The 18,930-nt window shown below is 33.5% G+C and carries 21 protein-coding genes and 1 pseudogene; 11 read left to right on the forward strand and 11 right to left on the reverse strand.

All coding sequences use genetic code 11. The features are described 5' to 3' along the window. Positions 1–56: 56 nt before the first annotated feature. The 10 genes and pseudogenes from P2W75_RS06505 to P2W75_RS06550 all read left to right on the forward strand — a co-directional run bounded on the left by P2W75_RS06505 (position 57) and on the right by P2W75_RS06550 (position 7,735). Complete coding sequence (locus P2W75_RS06505) at positions 57–392, forward strand: hypothetical protein (protein WP_095928446.1); 336 nt, start codon at positions 57–59, stop codon at positions 390–392. Positions 393–394: 2 nt separating this feature from the next. After that, positions 395–1,264, forward strand: a complete 870-nt coding sequence (locus P2W75_RS06510; protein ID WP_276379643.1) for a hypothetical protein — start codon at positions 395–397, stop codon at positions 1,262–1,264. Between the two features lie 168 nt (positions 1,265–1,432). Then, on the forward strand, positions 1,433–2,506 hold the full coding sequence (locus tag P2W75_RS06515; protein WP_276379645.1) for an adenylosuccinate synthetase: 1,074 nt from the start codon (positions 1,433–1,435) through the stop codon (positions 2,504–2,506). After that, on the forward strand, positions 2,503–3,030 hold the full coding sequence (locus tag P2W75_RS06520) for an NADAR family protein (RefSeq protein ID WP_276379647.1): 528 nt from the start codon (positions 2,503–2,505) through the stop codon (positions 3,028–3,030). The genes P2W75_RS06515 and P2W75_RS06520 overlap by 4 nt, the downstream gene beginning before the upstream one ends. Before the next feature lie 7 nt (positions 3,031–3,037). Beyond that, a complete protein-coding gene (locus P2W75_RS06525) occupies positions 3,038–3,451 on the forward strand; it encodes an ADP-ribosylation/crystallin J1 (protein WP_276379648.1) in 414 nt (137 codons plus the stop codon). Next, positions 3,448–3,966 (forward strand): annotated as a pseudogene (locus P2W75_RS06530) (O-acetyl-ADP-ribose deacetylase). Before P2W75_RS06525 ends, P2W75_RS06530 begins: the two are co-directional and overlap by 4 nt. Positions 3,967–4,037: 71 nt before the next feature. Next, a complete protein-coding gene (locus P2W75_RS06535) occupies positions 4,038–4,586 on the forward strand; it encodes an RNA 2'-phosphotransferase (protein WP_276379649.1) in 549 nt (182 codons plus the stop codon). Between the two features lie 2 nt (positions 4,587–4,588). Further along, a complete protein-coding gene (locus tag P2W75_RS06540) occupies positions 4,589–5,320 on the forward strand; it encodes a metallophosphoesterase family protein (protein WP_276379651.1) in 732 nt (243 codons plus the stop codon). A gap of 1 nt (position 5,321) precedes the next feature. After that, a complete protein-coding gene (locus P2W75_RS06545; RefSeq protein WP_276379653.1) occupies positions 5,322–6,254 on the forward strand; it encodes an ADP-ribosylglycohydrolase family protein in 933 nt (310 codons plus the stop codon). Between the two features lie 11 nt (positions 6,255–6,265). Continuing rightward, positions 6,266–7,735 (forward strand): nicotinate phosphoribosyltransferase, encoded by a 1,470-nt coding sequence (locus P2W75_RS06550; RefSeq protein WP_276379655.1) that lies wholly within the window; start codon positions 6,266–6,268, stop codon positions 7,733–7,735. Between the two features lie 288 nt (positions 7,736–8,023). Here P2W75_RS06550 and P2W75_RS06555 read toward each other — a convergent pair whose 3' ends face one another. From P2W75_RS06555 to P2W75_RS06575, 5 genes are all read right to left on the reverse strand, one after another. Further along, the gene (locus P2W75_RS06555; protein WP_276379657.1) at positions 8,024–8,737 is read right to left on the reverse strand and encodes a hypothetical protein; all 714 of its coding nucleotides are present in this window, start codon (positions 8,735–8,737) and stop codon (positions 8,024–8,026) included. Next, complete coding sequence (gene nadD, locus P2W75_RS06560; RefSeq protein ID WP_276379659.1) at positions 8,738–9,319, reverse strand: nicotinate (nicotinamide) nucleotide adenylyltransferase; 582 nt, start codon at positions 9,317–9,319, stop codon at positions 8,738–8,740. It lies immediately after the preceding gene. Between the two features lie 82 nt (positions 9,320–9,401). After that, the gene (gene gmk / locus P2W75_RS06565; protein ID WP_207294366.1) at positions 9,402–9,974 is read right to left on the reverse strand and encodes a guanylate kinase; all 573 of its coding nucleotides are present in this window, start codon (positions 9,972–9,974) and stop codon (positions 9,402–9,404) included. A 55-nt stretch (positions 9,975–10,029) separates the two neighbouring features. Continuing rightward, a complete protein-coding gene (locus P2W75_RS06570; RefSeq protein ID WP_207294367.1) occupies positions 10,030–10,890 on the reverse strand; it encodes a YicC/YloC family endoribonuclease in 861 nt (286 codons plus the stop codon). 173 nt (positions 10,891–11,063) lie between these two features. Beyond that, complete coding sequence (locus P2W75_RS06575; protein WP_276379662.1) at positions 11,064–11,411, reverse strand: arsenate reductase family protein; 348 nt, start codon at positions 11,409–11,411, stop codon at positions 11,064–11,066. A gap of 79 nt (positions 11,412–11,490) precedes the next feature. Here P2W75_RS06575 and P2W75_RS06580 point away from each other — a divergent pair, with 79 nt between their 5' ends. Beyond that, on the forward strand, positions 11,491–11,946 hold the full coding sequence (locus P2W75_RS06580; protein WP_276379664.1) for a DinB family protein: 456 nt from the start codon (positions 11,491–11,493) through the stop codon (positions 11,944–11,946). A 31-nt stretch (positions 11,947–11,977) separates the two neighbouring features. Here P2W75_RS06580 and P2W75_RS06585 read toward each other — a convergent pair whose 3' ends face one another. From P2W75_RS06585 to P2W75_RS06610, 6 genes are all read right to left on the reverse strand, one after another. After that, positions 11,978–12,466 carry a septal ring lytic transglycosylase RlpA family protein gene (locus P2W75_RS06585; protein ID WP_276379666.1) on the reverse strand — a complete coding sequence of 163 codons (489 nt, stop codon included), beginning with the start codon at positions 12,464–12,466 and terminating at the stop codon, positions 11,978–11,980. Positions 12,467–12,549: 83 nt separating this feature from the next. Further along, positions 12,550–12,975 (reverse strand): hypothetical protein, encoded by a 426-nt coding sequence (locus P2W75_RS06590; protein ID WP_276379668.1) that lies wholly within the window; start codon positions 12,973–12,975, stop codon positions 12,550–12,552. 107 nt (positions 12,976–13,082) lie between these two features. Beyond that, on the reverse strand, positions 13,083–15,830 hold the full coding sequence (locus tag P2W75_RS06595) for a TonB-dependent receptor domain-containing protein (RefSeq protein ID WP_276379670.1): 2,748 nt from the start codon (positions 15,828–15,830) through the stop codon (positions 13,083–13,085). 313 nt (positions 15,831–16,143) lie between these two features. Continuing rightward, a complete protein-coding gene (gene pgi / locus P2W75_RS06600; RefSeq protein WP_276379672.1) occupies positions 16,144–17,787 on the reverse strand; it encodes a glucose-6-phosphate isomerase in 1,644 nt (547 codons plus the stop codon). 117 nt (positions 17,788–17,904) lie between these two features. Continuing rightward, the gene (locus P2W75_RS06605) at positions 17,905–18,213 is read right to left on the reverse strand and encodes a hypothetical protein (RefSeq protein WP_276379674.1); all 309 of its coding nucleotides are present in this window, start codon (positions 18,211–18,213) and stop codon (positions 17,905–17,907) included. A 39-nt stretch (positions 18,214–18,252) separates the two neighbouring features. Further along, positions 18,253–18,873, reverse strand: a complete 621-nt coding sequence (locus P2W75_RS06610; protein WP_276379676.1) for a hypothetical protein — start codon at positions 18,871–18,873, stop codon at positions 18,253–18,255. Positions 18,874–18,930 lie beyond the last annotated feature (57 nt).

The raw sequence follows: 18,930 nt of genomic DNA on the forward strand, positions 1-18,930 counted from the left end.
ATAACTTGAAACTTGAAACAAAGAAAAACCTGAAACAAAAACAACCAATAAAAATTATGAGCGACGATTTAAAACCAAGATTTATTGAATCTTTAAAAAGAAACAATGATCAAATTAGAGAAGACAGAGCCAAAGTAATTGGTGAAGATTCTGAATTAATTTACAGACGAAGAGTCGAAGACATCGAATTAAAAATCAAAAGACTCGAAAGAGAACAAGAAGGATTAATTGATATTAGTCCGCTGGATAAAAACAGTTTGACTTTCGCCGATTTTCAGCCGGAAGCCTTTGTTCAGAAAGACATGGAACTTTCGCTGACCATCAGAAATTTAAACATTCAGTTTGAGGTTACAAAAAAGAGATTTGAATATTTATTTGGTAAAAAATATTAGTCATGGGAGGTACAAGATATGATTTCGGTGCTCGCGAAAGCAGAGCAAAAAAAGTAGGTTACGCTAGTAAATCAGCTAGCGAGATTTTTACACAAAATGCATTGCGAATGGCTCATGAATCTATGAATCCAAATGGAGTGATTTTTAGAGAAGCAAGAGATTCTGATGTTCATCCAAACACCGTTCCGATTATTCTAGGATTGGACGTTACAGGAAGTATGGGACATATTCCGCACGAATTGATAAAAGACGGACTTCCAAAATTAATGGGAGGAATTATTCAAGGAGGCGTTCCAGATCCAGCACTTTTATTCTTGGGAATTGGAGATCATGAATGTGACCGATATCCGTTACAAGTCGGACAGTTTGAATCTGGTGACGAAGAATTGGATATGTGGTTAACAAGAACGTACATTGAAGGCGGAGGAGGAGGAAACGCTGGCGAAAGTTACCTTTTAGCTTGGTATTTTGCAGCATTTCATACTAAAATCGATGCTTTCGAAAAAAGAGGACAAAAAGGATTATTGTTTACAGTAGGTGATGAACCAGGTTTAAAAACGCTTCCAGCTTCAGCAATTAAAGAAATTATGGGGCAGGGACAACAGACTTATACACATCTTGAATTATTAGCAGAAGCGCAAAAAAAATACGATGTATATCACATCAGTGTATTGCACTCAGGACAAGCTATCAATGCCGATGTTGAATGGAAACAATTACTGGGACAAAACTGTTTGTCTATTGAAGATCACAGAGAAATTCCAAACGTGATCAAAAAGATCATCTGCGATAAACATAAGAGTTCTGGTTTAGGAACAATACCGGTTTCTGATGCAACAAACACAGGTTTAGACAATATCGAGATGCTTTAAAACTTAGCGACTCTGTGCCTTTGCGAGATTAAAATGTAAAGTTTTTTTCTTAGCAATGAGAAATTATGCTCGCAAAGTCGCGGAGACGCAAAGATTCTTAATTAGAAAGTTAAGTTAAAAGAAAAACTTAGCGACTTAGCGCCTTTGCGAGATTAAAATAACAACAAAATGAAAACAGCGAAAATAGTTATAGGTTTAGGATTTGGCGATGAAGGAAAAGGCATAACAACAGATTTTCTGGCAAAACAAAATCCTGAATCTATCGTTATTCGCTTTTCGGGAGGACAACAAGCCGCGCATACCGTTATGATTGGCGATAGAAAACACGTCCATTCGAGTTTTGCCAGCGGTGCACTTCGTGGTCTTCCGTCTTATTACAGCGAACATTGCACGATTCATCCTCTTTTTCTTTATAACGAAAGAGAAGAATTAAAAGAAAAAAATGGTAATCTGGATTTGTACATTCATCCATTAGCAAAAGTTACCACTCCTTTTGATGTCTGGCACAACAGAGGAAATGTACGAAATATTGAAAACGGAACCTGCGGAAAAGGCATTGGTTCAACCATGAAAAGGAATGAAGGTCCGTATAAATTGTTTGCCATCGATTTGATTGCGCCTCGCGAAATGCTTTTAGAAAAATTAAACCAAATTGCGTATTACTATGGTTTTTTAAATGAAAGCAGAATCGATGAAGAAATCAATCAATATCTGGAAACAATTGATAAGATACAATGGAATATTATCGATTATACATTCCTTTCGAAATATGAAAATCTCATTTTTGAAGGCAGTCAGGGCATTCTGCTCGATATGGATCACGGCGTTTTTCCGAATGTGACGTATGCCAATACCACTTCAAAAAATGCCATTGAAATTTGTAATAAACTAAAGATTGAAGACTTAGCCGTTTATTACGTAACCAGAAGTTATTCCACGCGTCACGGACACGGCTGGATGGCGAATGAAGAAGAAATTAAATTAAAAAATAACGAAGAAGAAACCTGTGTTTTTAACGAATACCAAAAACATTTACGTTTTGGAACTCTGAATTACGAACTTCTAAATTACGCTCTAAAACTCGATGCAGCTTACAGCCCAATGGCAAAACGAAATTTGGTTGTAACTTGTATGGATCAGCTGGAGCAGGATTATGAGTTTGAAAATCTCACAACGGAATTCAGCGAAATCTACGGATCATTTTCACCCGATTCAAAAGATTTCAAAAACATTAGAAAATGAAATACAATATAGATACCATAACTCCAGAAAGTAAGTTTATATTTTTCTGGGGACATCAACCAAGTAAAGACGGAAAAATTCTCAAAACCTGTTTCAGCCAGTGGTGGTTAAGTTCTTTTAAAGTAGATAAAGTAACTTACAAAACTGCTGAACATTGGATGATGGCGAAGAAAGCAGAATTATTCAACGATCAGGAAATTTTAGTAAAAATCCTTAAAGCCGATTCTCCAGCTGAAGCAAAAAAACTCGGTAGAGAAGTCAAAAATTATGTAGATACGGTTTGGTTAGAAAACCGATATGAAATTGTAAAACAAGGAAACTTTCACAAATTCAGTCAAAATGCTGATTTGAAAACGTTCTTATTAAACACTAAAGAACAAGTTATTGTGGAAGCAAGTCCAGTCGATTCAATTTGGGGAATCGGAATGGAAGAAGATCACAAAGATGTTCTAAAACCAGAAGCCTGGAAAGGATTGAATCTTTTGGGTTTTGCTTTGATGGAGGTTAGAGATGAATTGAGATAAATTGATTATGGAAACAATAAGATTATATCGTCCAGTTGGATTAAAAGAAATGGAATTAATCGCAGAGTTGGATTACAATGCTTTTCCACCAAGGTTAGAATGGCAACCTATTTTTTATCCGGTAACGAATCAGCAATATGCAGATCAAATTGCTTTTGAATGGAATACCGTTGACGAATTTTCCGGATTCATTGGAATTGTAACTGCTTTTGATGTTAACTCAGATTTTTTGAAAAAGTATGAAATTCAAAATGTTGGCGATAAAAATCATAATGAACTTTGGATTCCGTCGGAAGAATTAATTGATTTTAATGCTAACATAGTAAACGGAATTGAAATCGTAAATGTGCATTTTACAGATCGTTCTTTGGTAAGTGAAAACAAAGAACTCAATGAAAAACTAGATAGTTTTAGAAAATGATTTTAGAATTATTAAAAGCAGACATAACAGAAATTCAAGTTGATGCAATAGTAAATGCTGCAAATACTTCTTTGCTTGGAGGCGGTGGTGTTGATGGTGCAATTCATAGAAAAGGAGGAAAAGCAATTCTAGACGAATGTATCCAAATTAGAAATAAGCAAGGAGGATGTAAAACAGGTGAAGCTGTAATCACAACAGCAGGAAATCTTCCTTCAAAATATGTTATTCATACTGTTGGACCAGTTTGGAATTGAGACAAAGAAGAAAAATCAAAATTGCTGGCAGATTGTTATCAAAACAGTTTGACTCTTGCGGTAGAAAATGGAATCAAAACTATTGCTTTTCCAAATATCAGTACAGGAATTTATCATTTTCCGAAAGATAAAGCAGCTGAAATCGCGGTAAAAGCTGTGAAAGAGTTTTATAGAATTTCTGAAATAGAAAAAGTACTGTTTGTATGTTTTGATGATGAAAATTATCAGATTTATAAAAGTATTCTATCGTTGTTCCGCTAGGAGCATTTCATCGGTAGAAAAAATAGATTAATTGAATTTACGTTCCGTGGGAACGTTTGATTGGTAAAAAAATGAATGAAAAAATAGCAAAAAGCGTCAGCAAGTTTTTAAGTCTGGTGCTTAGACATTCGCCTGAAACTATTGGATTACAATTAGACGAAAATGGATGGGCTGATGTTGAGGAATTAATTATAAAATGTAATAAAAAGGGAAGTCAAAATGAAATGACGGTTGAACTTTTAGATTATGTTGTAGAAAATAACGATAAAAAGCGTTTTGCTTACAATGAAGATAAAACCAAAATCCGTGCAAGTCAGGGACATTCGATTTCGGTAGAACTAAATCTGGAAGAAACGGCACCTTTGGAATTTTTGTATCACGGAACGGTTGGAAAATTTATGGAAAGCATTCGTAAAGAAGGTTTGAAAAAAATGAGCCGTCAGCATGTGCATTTAAGCAAAGACAAAGAAACGGCGACAAAAGTTGGAAGCAGAAGAGGAGTGCCACAGATTTTAACCGTTAGAAGCGGCGCCATGCATAGAGACGGATATACATTTTATTTATCCGAAAACAATGTCTGGTTGACCGATGAGGTTCCACCAAAATATATTGAATTTTAAAAATGAAAAGAACACTTGTTTTTGGAGATATTCACGGAGGATTAAAAGCCCTGATTCAGTTATTAGAAAGAATTGATTTATCGGAAAATGACAGACTGATTTTCTTAGGTGATTATGTGGATGGCTGGAGCGAATCGGCACAGGTAATTGAGTTTCTTATGGATTTATCTCAAAAACACGAATGCATTTTTATAAAAGGAAATCACGATGCCTGGTGTCAGGAATGGCTGATGAACGATATTGTAAATGATATTTGGTTTTTGCATGGAGGAAAATCGACTATAGAAAGTTATGAAAATATTGATCTTTCCAAAAGACAGAAACATCTGGAATTCTTTAATCAAATGAAGGATTATTTTGTAGATGAAAGCAACAATCTTTTCATTCATGCCGGATTCGCATCGATGCACGGACCAGAAAAAGAACATTATCAAACCAATTTTTCGTGGGACAGAACGTTGTGGGAAATGGCGCTGACTATGGATAAACGAATAAAAAAAGATTCGCTTTTGTATCCGAAAAGATTACTGCTTTATAATGAAATTTATATCGGACATACTCCAACGCTAAATTATGATGTAGAAATTCCAATGCAAGGCTGCAATGTTTGGAATATTGATACAGGTGCCGCTTTTTACGGAAAACTTTCTTGTATCAATACAACCACAAAAGAATTTTGGCAAAGCGATGTAGTTCAGACATTTTATCCAAATGAAAAAGGAAGAAATAAATAAAATGAAAAATACAATAGAATCTGGTTTATTTGGTTTGGCTGTTGGTGATGCTTTGGGAGTTCCAGTTGAATTTAAATCCAGAGCTTATTTAAAACAAAATCCAGTTACTGAAATGTTTGGTTTTGGAACGCATCATCAACCAATAGGGACTTGGAGCGACGATAGTTCACTTGCTTTCTGTCTAGCTGAAAGTTTATGTTCGGGTTATGATTTAAATGATATTGCAGGAAACTTTGTCAAATGGTACAGCGGAAATTTATGGACGCCACATGGAAAAGTTTTTGATATCGGAATCGCAACTAGACATGCTATTCTTAATATTGCAAAAGGACATCAACCTGATTTATGCGGTGGATTTTCTGAAGAAGATAACGGAAATGGCTCGTTAATGCGTATTTTGCCTTTGGTTTTTTATCTTCAAAACGAAAATGATATTGAAGTTATTTACCAAAAAGTAAAAGAAGTTTCATCAATAACACATGCACATTTCAGATCGGTTTTCGCTTGTTTTATTTACGTGATTTATTGTTTGGAAATTCTAAAAGATAAAGATAAATTCGAAGCTTATACGGATATGAAAAGTATACTTTCAAAGTTTTTGGAAGACAAAAAATATAATCCTGCTGAAGTTCAGTTGTTTGACAGAGTTCTGAAAAATGATATTCTGTATGTGGAAAGTGAAATTCAATCTTCGGGCTATGTGCTACATACTTTAGAAGCAAGTTTTTGGTGTTTTTTAAATTCGGATTCTTATGAAGAAACGGTTTTAAGGGCAGTTAATTTGGGAGGAGACACTGATACAACCGGAGCAATTGCTGGAGGATTAGCAGGAATTTATTATGGAATCGATAATATTCCGCAAAAGTGGATTGACAATTTAGTAAGAGTAAAAGATATAAAAGATTTAGCAGAACGATTATCAAATAAAATATAAATAACTTATATATGAACCCATTATTATTAACCGACGGTTACAAAGTTGACCACAGAAGACAATACCCAGACGGAACTACAATTGTATATTCTAACTGGACACCAAGAAAATCAAGAATTGAAGGAGTTGATGAAGTAATCTTTTTTGGATTGCAGTATTTCATCAAAAAATATATTATCCACGATTTTGAAGAAGATTTCTTTAAAAAATCAAAAGAAGAAGTCGTTAAAAAATACTCACGAAGAATCAATAACTATTTGGGAGAAAACCAAGTTGGAACTAAACATATCGAAGATTTACACGATTTAGGATATATTCCTATGGTTTTTAAAGCCTTGCCAGAAGGTGCGAGTGTTCCGTTGAGAGTTCCTATGTTTACGATGTATAATACAATTCCAGAATTTTTCTGGCTGACGAATTATTTCGAAACTTTACTTTCTGCGGTAGTTTGGTTGCCTTGTAATTCTGCTACAATTGCAAAAGAATACAGAAAAGTATTAGACAAATATGCGACAGAAACTTCTTCTGTTCCAGAATTTGTAGATTGGCAGGCGCACGATTTCTCAATGCGAGGAATGGGTGGCATCGAAGCGGCTTTAACTTCTGCGGCAGGGCATTTATTGAGTTTCACAGGATCAGACACTATTCCAGCAATTGATTTCTTAGAAGAATATTACAATGCCAATTCAGATCAGGAGCTTGTGGCTGGTTCAGTAGCGGCAACAGAGCATTCTGTTATGTGTATGGGAACAACTGAGGGCGAGTACGAAACTTTCAAAAGATTAATTACAGAAGTGTATCCAAAAGGAATTGTTTCTATCGTTTCTGATACTTGGGATTTATGGAAAGTTCTAACGGATTATCTTCCAAGATTAAAAGAAGAAATCGTTTCAAGAGAAGGTAAAGTAGTAATTCGTCCTGACAGTGGCGATCCGGTAGATATTATCTGCGGAAATCCAAACGGAAAAACAGAACAAGAGAAAAAAGGGGTTATCGAATTGCTTTGGGATGTTTTTGGCGGGACTACAAATGTTAAAGGATTCAAAGAATTGGTGCCGCAAATTGGAGCCATTTATGGAGATAGTATTACCGTAGCAAGAGCAACTCAAATTTGCGAAAGATTAAAAGAAAAAGGATTTGCTTCTACCAATGTTGTTTTAGGAATTGGTTCTTTCACATATCAATACAATACAAGAGATACTTTCGGATTTGCGATGAAAGCCACTTACGGAGAAGTGAACGGAGAGGGAAGAGCTATCTTCAAAGATCCAATTACTGACGACGGAACTAAAAAATCGGCTAAAGGATTAATGAAAATCGAATTAATCGACGGTAAATATCATTTAACTGATAATGTTTCTTGGGAAGAAGAAAAACAAGGTGAATTGAAGGAAGTTTTCAGAGATGGAAAGCTTTTGATTGATCAATCTCTGAGTGAAATCAGAACTAGAGTAAAAAGTAACGTGAGTATCGAAGCTTAATTATGGCAAAAAGCCTGAATTTTAAATTCAGGCTTTTTTTATGATTTAATTTTTTTGTCATTTCGACGAAGGAGAAATCACACTAGAAATTCTTGTGCGGAAATTCTAGTGTGATTCCTCGTTTCTCGGAATGACAAGATTGTGTATGGTTAAATTCAATTGCCTCCAGTTTTAACTGGAGGTCAAAAATATTGATTTCTACATCGGCTTTAGCCAAACATCTTTAATTTTGGTTAAAGCCTTGTACTGCTGAAAATAAAAAAACCTCCAGCTAAAGCAGGAGGCAATTCAATGTTTATAATTGAAATATTTTGTTTTAAATTCTTCAGCATCTTTATTTGAATTAAATTTTATCAAGCGAAAACCTTCATTGAATTCAATTTTTTTCTCTGTAATCAATTTTTCGATTAAGAATTCGAAAAGTATAAATGATCGATATTCTTCATTTATGAAATATAAATATTCTTTTTTAAAAGGGATTTTTTCCTCAGTAATAATATGAATCAAAGTATTTTGTAATTCATCAAGATGACGTTCTGAGTTTAACTGAAAATGTTTTTCAACTTTAATTTTGTTATGGGTAAATGAAATTAAATTTTCGATTCCATTTCCATACATTGGACCATACCTGTAATTTTGCGTTTTTTCTCCACAGAAAGAGTTCCCATAAATCACTAAATTTTCTAATTCGGAATATCTATATTCAATCTCATCTATAAGTAATAAATCTTCTTTAAATGAAATTGTTCCTTCAAAATAACCATTAAGGTTTTCAAATTCTTTTAATCTAATAATAACACTTGTTATCTGTATTACCAAAGGAATTATTACAGGATAATAAAAAGATGGGGATAGTTTATGATCTAATACATGTTCTATTAAAAATAGTACTAATCCATATAATAATATTACTCCAAAAGAAAAATAAGATAATTTTTCGGATTGGGTTAAATTGAAGAATTTAGGTTTTTCAGGAATAAATATCGAAGCAGAAAAAAGCATTTACTTCTTATAAAAATTATTATGATCAATATATTCCCAAACCTTCGGAGGAAGCAAAGGCTGAATATTTTTCCCTTCTTTAATATTATTTCTAATAAAAGTCGAAGAGATTTCTACAATTGGTGCATCGATAACATGAATTTTAGGATGCGATTTTAATTCTACATTTTCAGGTTCATCAGATATTCTAGGATAGACATAAATATCATGATTTTCAAGAATCAATTCATAGTTTTTCCATTTATGAAGCGTTTTCAAATTGTCTTCACCCATAATTAAAGAAAAGTCATGATTTGGATATTTCTCTTGCAGATGTGCGAGCGTTATAACCGTATAACTCGGCTGAGGTAATTTAAACTCGATATCAGACGGTTTTATTTTCGGATAATCTTCTGTTGCCAGAAAAACCATTTGCAAGCGCTGCTGATCGTCTAATAAAGTTGCTTTCTTTTTTAACGGATTATGAGGTGTTACCACCATCCAAATCTGATCTAATCCAGCATACTCCGCCATGTGATTGGCAATGATTAAATGACCAACATGAATTGGATTATAAGTTCCGAAATAAAGACCTATTTTCATAGTTGTAGTAACTAGTAAAAAGTAATTAGTGATTAGTAAAAAAGGATTAGTCTTTTAGTGTTTTTGAAAAAGCATTCACTAATTATTTGTTTATGAAATCCTTTACCAATTGATGCGCTTCTTCAAGAGCAACCTCTAAATCATAATTTTTGATAATCACATCGAACTGAGGTGCAGTCGCCAATTCTACAGATGCTTTTGCAATACGCATATTGATTTTGTCTTCGCTTTCTGTAGAACGCTGTTTTAATCGGCGTTTTAATTCGTCAACACTTGGAGGTTTCACGAAAACCGCTAAAGTTTCTTCTGGAAATTTATGTTTGATACGAAGGCCGCCAACCACGTCAATGTCAAAAATAACATTTTTTCCTAAAGCCCAGATTCTTTCAATTTCCGATTTTAAAGTTCCGTAGAAGTTATCGCGATATACTTCTTCCCATTCCAGGAAATCTTCGGCTTTAATGTGCTTTTTGAATTCTTCTAACGAAATGAAATAATAATCTTTTCCGTTAACTTCTTCACCACGCGGTGCACGCGATGCCGCCGAAATCGAAAATTCAAGATTTAAATCTTCCTGTCCTAATAAATGTTTTACGATCGTTGTTTTTCCTGATCCCGAAGGTGCCGAAAAAACAATTAATTTTCCTTTGTTCATTGTGTATGCTTTAGGCTTTAAGCTATATGCTCTAAGCTTTAAATTTGTGTAGTATTTATAGAACGTTCAATACTTGTTCTTTAATTTTTTCCAATTCATCTTTCATCATCACAACAAATTTCTGCATTTGAGCATGATTCGATTTAGAACCCATTGTATTGATTTCACGTCCCATTTCTTGAGTGATAAAACCAAGTTTTCGTCCGTTAGCTTCAGAACCGTTTAAAGTCTCTATGAAATAATCTAAATGGCTTGTTAAACGTACTTTTTCTTCTGTTATATCCAGTTTTTCTAAATAATAGATTAATTCTTGCTCAAAACGATTTTCGTCTACATTTACTTCTAATTCTGAAATAGCATTTTGCAAACGGTCTTTTATAGCCTGAACACGTTCTGGATCTAAAGCCAGAGTATCATTCATCAGCTGGCGAATGTTTCCAATTCTTAAATTGAATTCTTTTTCAAGCGATTCGCCTTCATCTTTTCTGAAATTTAAGATGTTTTGCAATGCTTCATCAATAATAACCTGAATCTGCTCCCAGTCATTTTCGTCAATTTCTTCACGCTCTGTTTTTAATGTATCTGGCATACGAACGGCCATTTTCATTAATTCAGTTTCATCAGCATCAGCATAAACTTCTCTCAATTGAGCGATGTAGTTTTTTACAACAGGTACGTTTACTTTGGTTGAAGTCTGTTCGGCAGTACTTTCTACATAAATTGCAAAATCAATTTTTCCTCTTTCAAGTTTTGTCGAGATTTGAGTTCGCAAACCTAATTCCATTTCGCGGTAAACCGATGGCATTCTTACGTTTAGATCTAAACCTTTACTGTTTAGCGATTTTACTTCAACGGTAATTTTTTTTGTAGGCAATTGCAAAGATGCTTTGCCAAACCCTGTCATAGATTGTATCATATAATTGAGTATAAAGGCGCAAAGATAAATAAAAGTTTGCACTGTTGGACTGTAATTCAGTAATCTGTAAAATCTTAGAGAACTTAAGGCTTTTTAGTTTCGATTTTCAATACTGTGTCCTAATTTTTGTTTTAAAAATTTACTCGAAATAAGTAATTGAATTCGGTAAAATATTAACTCAAAGCCTCAATAACTGCGGCCACATTTTTTTGGCTGTTGCCGATGTAAATTTTGCCATCAATAATAAAAACTGGACGACTTAAGAACGTGTAATGTTCCAGAATGTATTTTTTGAAATCGGCTTCCGCCAATGATTTGTCTTTTAATCCCATCGATTTATATAATTGCGCTTTCTTGCTGAATAAAGCTTCGTAACTTCCAGAAAGTGTGTGCATTTCTTCCAGCTGTTCCTCAGTGATTGGATCTTGCTTGATGTCATGAAAAACAAGATTGTTTTCTGGAAGGCTTTTAATGATTTTGCGGCAAGTATCGCATGAAGCTAGGTAATATATTTTATTCATGATGTTGTGAATTTATTAGATTGCAAAGAAAATCCATTTAGAGCTTAAAAATGTCTAATTTTAGAAAAAAAATAAAATTATGAATTCAGTTTTTAATGTACAGAAAACAAGCAGGGAAATTCTGCTGAAACTTTTAAATAGTCATTCGCTAGAACAATTAAATAAAATACCAGATGGATTTAATAATAATATAGTTTGGAATGTGGCTCACTGTATAGCGGCACAACAGTCATTGGTTTATAAATTATCAGGATTACCGGCGATAGTTTCGGAAGATTTTATTTTAAAATACCGAAAAGGCACAAAACCTGAAGGGGATGTTTCGCAGGAAGAAGTTGATGAAATCAGAGAACTGCTTTTTACTACATTAGAAAAAACTGAAAATGACTTTGCAAGCGGTCTTTTTGTTGATTATACAGAATATACCACAAGTATGGGTTTTACACTTCACAATGTGCATGACGCTTTGAATTTTAATAATTATCACGAAGGAATTCATACCGGAATTGTAATGGCAATTAAGAAATTAGTTTAAAACAAAAAATCCCGCTTTAAGCGGGATTTTTTTATTCTACTATAGTTTCAAGCGTTACTTTCATAGCTCCAGCACCTTTACTTTTAGTGATTTCCATAAAAGCTCTTTTTGAAAGATCGATTTCGCGGGTTTTTACAAATGGACCGCGATCGGTGATTTTTACGATTACAAATTTTCCGTTGGCTTCGTTAGTGACTTTAACTCTTGTGCCAAAAGGAAGTTTTTTGTGTGCCGCGGTGTACTTGTTGTTGTTGAAACGACTTCCGTCAGCAGTTTTTCTTCCATTAAAACGATCTGCGTAGTAGGAGGCGTGAGCGTTTTTTTTATAGGGTTTTAGTTTTAATCCTTTATCTGTGAATACTGAGTCTGTTGGTAAAGCAATAAGGTTTGGTTTTACGTTTTTTACCGTATCCTGTATAATTTTAGGTTCAGTTGTAGGTTTCGTTTGACTTATGACATAAGAAAAACAGCAGATAAATAATAATGTAAAAGAGGCGAGTAAAATATTTTTATTTCTCATAGGTTATTTTTTTTCAGACTTGGGGGAGTTTGTACAAATAATATGCCGAGATAAAAAAAGCCCTATTGTAGGGCTCTAGTTGGTTATTGGAACCATAGGCTCCAAGGAATTCTACTTAAAACAAGTATTAATCCTAATCCGTAAAAAATAGCGAATGTTTTAAACTTTGCTTCGCTGTTGATTAGTTTTTTATGTTTAGACCATCCAATAGTAATTAAAGCAATGGCAATAAGGTTAATTAGTGGATGTTCTAATGAAGTCAATCGAACGGCTGCATTTGACATTTGTCCTAAAGAATCTTTTCCTAATGGAGACACAAAATAAAGGACTAAACCAATCAATAATTGTGTATGAATTCCAATTAGTGCAAATAGGGATATTTTGCGGTCTTTTGCTGTGAATTCTTTTTTTGAAGAAAAACCGATAAGGGCATTTACAACGGCAAACAATAAAAGCAATAATGCTAAATATGCCCAGCCCGAATGTAATTTTTGTATAAAGTTGTACATAACTGTGTTTTTTTGTTAAAAACAAATATAGCAAAAACAGGTATAAAAAAACGGCATTAAACTTAAAAGTCAATGCCGTTTTTATTATTTATTTAGATTCTAAATTCTTAGAAATCGTAACGTAGTGCGAAGTTCCAAGTTCTACCGAAACCGAAGTATACTTGGTTGTTAGTAGAAATTCCTTTGTATGTTGGCTGAGTAGGGTAATCAGCAGCAAAGTAGTTTGTTTTTGCTTCAGCGATGTAAGTGTAATCAAAAACGTTGTTGACGTTTAATCTGAAACCAACTGAGTTATCTTTGTTTTTACCAACTAACCATTTGTAAGCTAATCCAGCATCTGCTGTACCGTAAGAAGGTAATTGCAATGAACCTCTATTAGTTGCTGATGTGAAGTTTCCTGGAGAAATTGCAGCATATAATTTGTCATTATAGTTATAATTTGCATCAACAGTAAAACGTGGTAAAATCTCATAAATTGCTCCTAAAGCTGCTGTAGTTTGAGCGGCATCTCCAACTTTTACACCATCAAGATATAATGTTGTAGCAGTTCCTCCACCAATAGGATTGTTTCCAGAATCGTAACGATTACTTGTACTTGTTCCGTCATACTTCCAATCTCCTATAGAGAACATTCCAGTAAGGGTAAGTTTGTCCATAACTTTAGCAGTAGCATCAAACTCGATACCTGAGTGAATTTCTGTAATTCCAGCAAAATCATAGTAACCTCCAGGATTGTCAGTAGCTCCGTCATTTTGTCTTTGGTATCTGTCTTTCCATGAAGTACGGTAGAAGTTTAAGTTTGCTGTAAACATCTGTGTACGTAAACCGTAACCAGCTTCAATACCGAAGATTTTCTCATTTGTTAAGTTACCATTTACTAATGAAGCATTATTTGGGTAAACCGCATTAAAGAATGGTTGTTTTGAGTAGTATCCTGAGTTAACAAAAACATTATGATGCTCATTGATGTTGTAGTTAACACCACCTTTTACGTTACCACCTAAGATGTTTTCATAATCTGTACTAGATAATGGGTTTGAAGATAAATATTTGAAGTAATCAACTCTTTTGAATCCCTGTTGAGAAAGTGCTCCTTGAATGAATGCAGTAAAATTATCTGAAGAGTACTCTAATTGAGTAAATCCACCATACCATCTTACATCACCATCATTGTAGAAGTTAATTTTTTCTTCTTTATCTGTGCTTTTGAATACGTTCCAAGCTGCATATGTAGAATATGTGTTTGTTAAAACTCTGTTTGGATTGTTTGCATCAAAGTTGTCAATATATGAATCAGCTCCTAATAAGTTATTTATGTTTTGGTAGTGAATACCTTTGTATCCTCTTACATCAATTCCTAAATCCCAAGTTAACTTATCAGAGAATTTTTTGTTAAAGTTAACAATCGCACCATACCAGTTATGAGAATTTACAGATGAAATTTGAGAAATACCTGTTGTAGAGTTTGTTAAACTTCCTGTAGCAGAGCTGTTTTGGAATTGTCCACTTGTGCCATTTGTTGTACGTGTGTAATTAGTACCATTTATGTTTACTGTTTGTCCTGAGTTGTAAGCAACAATTTTGTCAAAATCTATTAAACCATCTGCAGTTCTGAATGCGTTATTAGCATAGTTAAAACCTCTAATACCACCAGCTCCTCTAGAGCCTCCCCCACGTCCAAAAGAAACGTAAGCTACAGTAGATAATTTTGAAGTTTCGTTGATATTCCAATCATAGTTTAATGAAATAACTGGCTTGTGGTAGTAGTTTCTTACCATATTAAATGATTCACCACCTTTGTAACCCCAATCAGAGTTGTATTTGATATTTGGATCAGACTCTGTACCATATTTTTGGTATTGAGCTATCGTAATAAATGTAGATCTTTGATCGTGCCATTGTGGAGCACCAGTAACCGTAAATTGGAAATCGTGTTTGTTGTTTTTGGTAGTATATCCAAGAGCTACATAGTAGTTGTCTCCGTTAAAAGCTGTTCCGTCAACATAACCATCACCTTGAGTATGGCTGTATAATACAGAAGCAGAGAAACCGTTGTCTAATTTTCCTGTATTGTAAGCAACATTAGATTTAAAGTAATTATCGTTACCAAATGAAGTACCAACAGTACCACCTTGTTTTAAGTCAGAAGCTTTAGTTACGTAGTTCATGGTACCCCCAACAGAAGCAATAGCTAATTTTGAAGATCCTAAACCTCTTTGTACTTGAATGAAAGAAGTTACATCAGATAAACCAGCCCAGTTACTCCAGTAAACAGCTCCGTTTTCCATATCGTTAACTGGCATACCATTTACCATCACAGCAACGTTGTTTTGGCTAAATCCACGAACTGTAATTCTCGAATCTCCAAATCCACCTCCAGATTTTGTTACATAAACAGATGGAGTGCTTTTTAGCATTTCAGGAAGTTCTTGATTTCCTAATTTTGCTTGAATTTCAGCAGCTTTAATTGTAGAAACAGCAACCGGAGTTTTTCTGTCTTTAGCAATATCTACTGTAGTACTTTTAACTACAATTTCTGATAATTCGTTAGAATTTGAAGTTAAAACAATGTTACCTAAGTTTGTAGATCCTGAAACAGTGAATTTAACTGTTTTAGTTTCAAAACCTATGTACGAAATTACCAATTCGCCAGAAGCGTTTGGTGAGTCGATAGTAAATTTACCATCAAAATCTGTTGAAGTTGCCGTAGAAGATCCTTTGATCTGTACGTTTGCTCCTGGTAACGAACCTGCTGTACCGTCGGTAATATTACCAGTAACTTTTCCTTGAGAAAATACGGTTGAAACTATCATAAAAAATAGTCCAGTGAGTAACCAATTTTTCATTTTCTTCATTTTGTTATTGAGTTTATTGTTTTTGGCAAAATTATAACAATAAAATCAGATAATGTTATCAAAATGTTAAGAAAAATCAGTTTTGAAGTTTGTGTTGCGTATTAAAATGATTTTTTGATTTTTTATTAAAGAAAATAATTTTTTATTGAATTTTTATGATGTTATATTGTTAAATCAGCAATGATTGTAATTGCTTTGTAGCTGTAAACTTGCAATATGTGTTAATTTATACTCTTTTTGGAAGGTATTTATACGAAAAAACGCCTTAATTAGAGTTAAATTAAGGCGTTTCAATCCATTATATAATTGTAAACTATTTATTTTTTAAGAAATGATTCAGCAAAAACGATGTTGAACTATCATGATTTTTAACTGTGTTAGAATTAATTTCGTCTAAGATTGAATTAGCAAGCTGTTTACCTAGCTCAACTCCCCATTGATCAAAACTAAAAATATTCCAGATAACACCTTGAACAAAAATCTTATGCTCGTAAAGCGCGATTAAAGATCCTAGACTTTTTGGAGTTAATTTTTGAACCAAAATTGTATTGGTAGGTTTGTTTCCTGTAAACACTTTAAAAGGTAATAAATAAGAAGCTTTATCTGCTGCAAGTCCTTGTTTGTCAAATTCTGCCTGAACCTGTTCTGCGGTTTTTCCATTCATTAAAGCCTCAGTCTGTGCAAAGAAATTCGACATTAATTTATTATGGTGATCCTCATTTCCGTAAAGAGGTTTTACAAATCCGATAAAGTCTGTTGGAATTATCTTCGTTCCTTGGTGGATTAACTGGAAGAAAGCATGCTGCGAATTCGTTCCTGGCTCTCCCCAGATAATAGTTCCTGTTTGATAGTTAACCGGTTTTCCGTCACGGCCTACACTTTTACCGTTACTTTCCATTGTTGCCTGCTGTAAGTAAGGTGCTAATTTTGATAAATATTGAGTATACGGAATCAAAGCTTCACTTTCGGCACCGTAAAAATTATTATACCAAATGCTTAATAAAGCTAAAATTACCGGAATGTTTTTGTCAAATTCTGCCGATTTGAAATGTTCGTCCATTTCGTTTGCTCCAGTTAACAATTGGTTATAATTGTCAAAACCAATTGCCAATGCAATGCTTAAACCAACAGCACTCCATAGAGAAAATCTTCCTCCAACCCAGTCCCACATTGGGAAAATATTGTCAGGGTTGATTCCGAATTCTGTAACTTTTTGAATGTTGGTTGAAACCGCAACGAAGTGTTTAGCAACATCTTCCTGAGAAGCTGATTTTAAAAACCATTCTCTAATCGTTTCTGAATTTGAAAGTGTTTCCTGAGTAGTAAATGTTTTAGAAACAATTAAAAATAAAGTCGTTTCAGGATTTAGTTTTTTGATGATTTCATTTACATGATCACCGTCAACATTTGAAACGAAATGTGTATTTAAATGATTTTTGTAAAATTGTAAAGCTTCAACTGCCATAACCGGACCAAGATCTGAACCTCCAATTCCAATGTTTACAATATCTGTGAATGCTTTTCCTGTATATCCTTTTCTTTGTCCAGAAATAACTTCTTCCGTGAAATTTTTGATTTTATTTTTCACTTCATACACTTCAGGAATTACATTTTCTCCATCAACATTAATAACTGCCGATTCAGGAGCACGTAAAGCCGTATGAAGAACTGCACGATTTTCTGTCTGATTGATTAATTCTCCTCCAAAATAATCAGTAATTGCATTTTTTAATCCAATAGAATTTGCTAGTTCTAATAGAAGTGAAACTGTTTCTTGGTTAATGTTGTTTTTAGAATAATCAACTAAAAAGTCATTCCATTGTATGTTGAATTTCTCAGCTCGTGAGTTATCTTGTTTAAATAAATCCTGTATTGTGGTTCCATGAACTGCATCGAAGTGTTTCTGCAGATTTTTCCACGCTTCAGTTCCGGTTGGGTTGGTAGTGTTTAAAGCCATTTGTATTTTATTATTGAATTGTTTTTTTTAGAAACACAAAAATACTGAAATAACTTTTAAAAGGAGAATGGTTGATGATTATATAACAATAAGTTACGAAAACGTTTTATGATTCTGTTAGTTTTTTATTCTTGTGGTTATTAGAATAGCGCCGTCGTTTTCTTTTTCATTATAAATAATTCGACTACTATTTTGATTTAAAAAGTTTAAACTATTGATGTCAGATTTTTTTAATGGTAATAAGATGGTATCTTTGATTTTATCATATTTAAATGGTATTCCGTCTATTACGATTAAAGGGCATTTGCCTATTTGGTTTTCTTCAAAAATATCATTTATGAATTTAGAAACGTAATATCTGTTTTTTCCAGAATCATTTAAGATAAAAGTCTTTGATTTAGTGCATCCGATTATTATCACTGACATAAATATCAATAAAAACTGTTTCATCGTTTTCATTATATTTTACCAAACTTTCCACCAAGGTTTTTTTACTTCGGTTGCTTTTCCTGATTTTGAAATTTCAAGATGTTTTATAGATTCTAGTTTTTGAACTTTAGAATCATCATAGAAAAATTCTCCATTTTCATTCATTCCAATTGGTAATTTGGTTCTTTCTTTCCACGCTTCCGTCTGCAATTCAGGAGTTAAGTTAGCATTGATTTTTTCGCGAAAGCGTTTCTGAGCTTTTTCAATGATTTCCTCTTCAATATTTGAAGTTGAATTTTTAAAAAGTGGAATTGAATTTTCAGGAATGTGCAATAAGAAAATTTGTGTTTTATGGTCGTCTTCCTGAATGTCTAAAACCTTAAAAAAGGTATCAGCCGACAGAAGATAATGTCCAATTTTTGCCGAGTCAGGATTGAAAACGGATAAATCTTTGGCATCAGAACTCGCAATTAAATATCGCAAGTTTCCTGAAAGTCCACCGCTCATACGTGTAATATCTGTAAATCCTTTTTCTTTAATAATTTGCCCAATCTGATATTTTGCAATTAAATCCGGCGAAAGTGTAGTATCTCTATAAAATAGTTTTAATCCTGAAAAAGTTTCATTAAAAATCGTTTCAATTCGTGAGTTTTTCATGGGTGCTATTTTTAAATTGGAACTATTAGATGATTTTTAATATTGCCACTTTTTTAC

The sequence above is a fragment of the Flavobacterium sp. H4147 genome, assembly GCF_029360735.1.
GTDB lineage: Bacteria > Bacteroidota > Bacteroidia > Flavobacteriales > Flavobacteriaceae > Flavobacterium > Flavobacterium endoglycinae.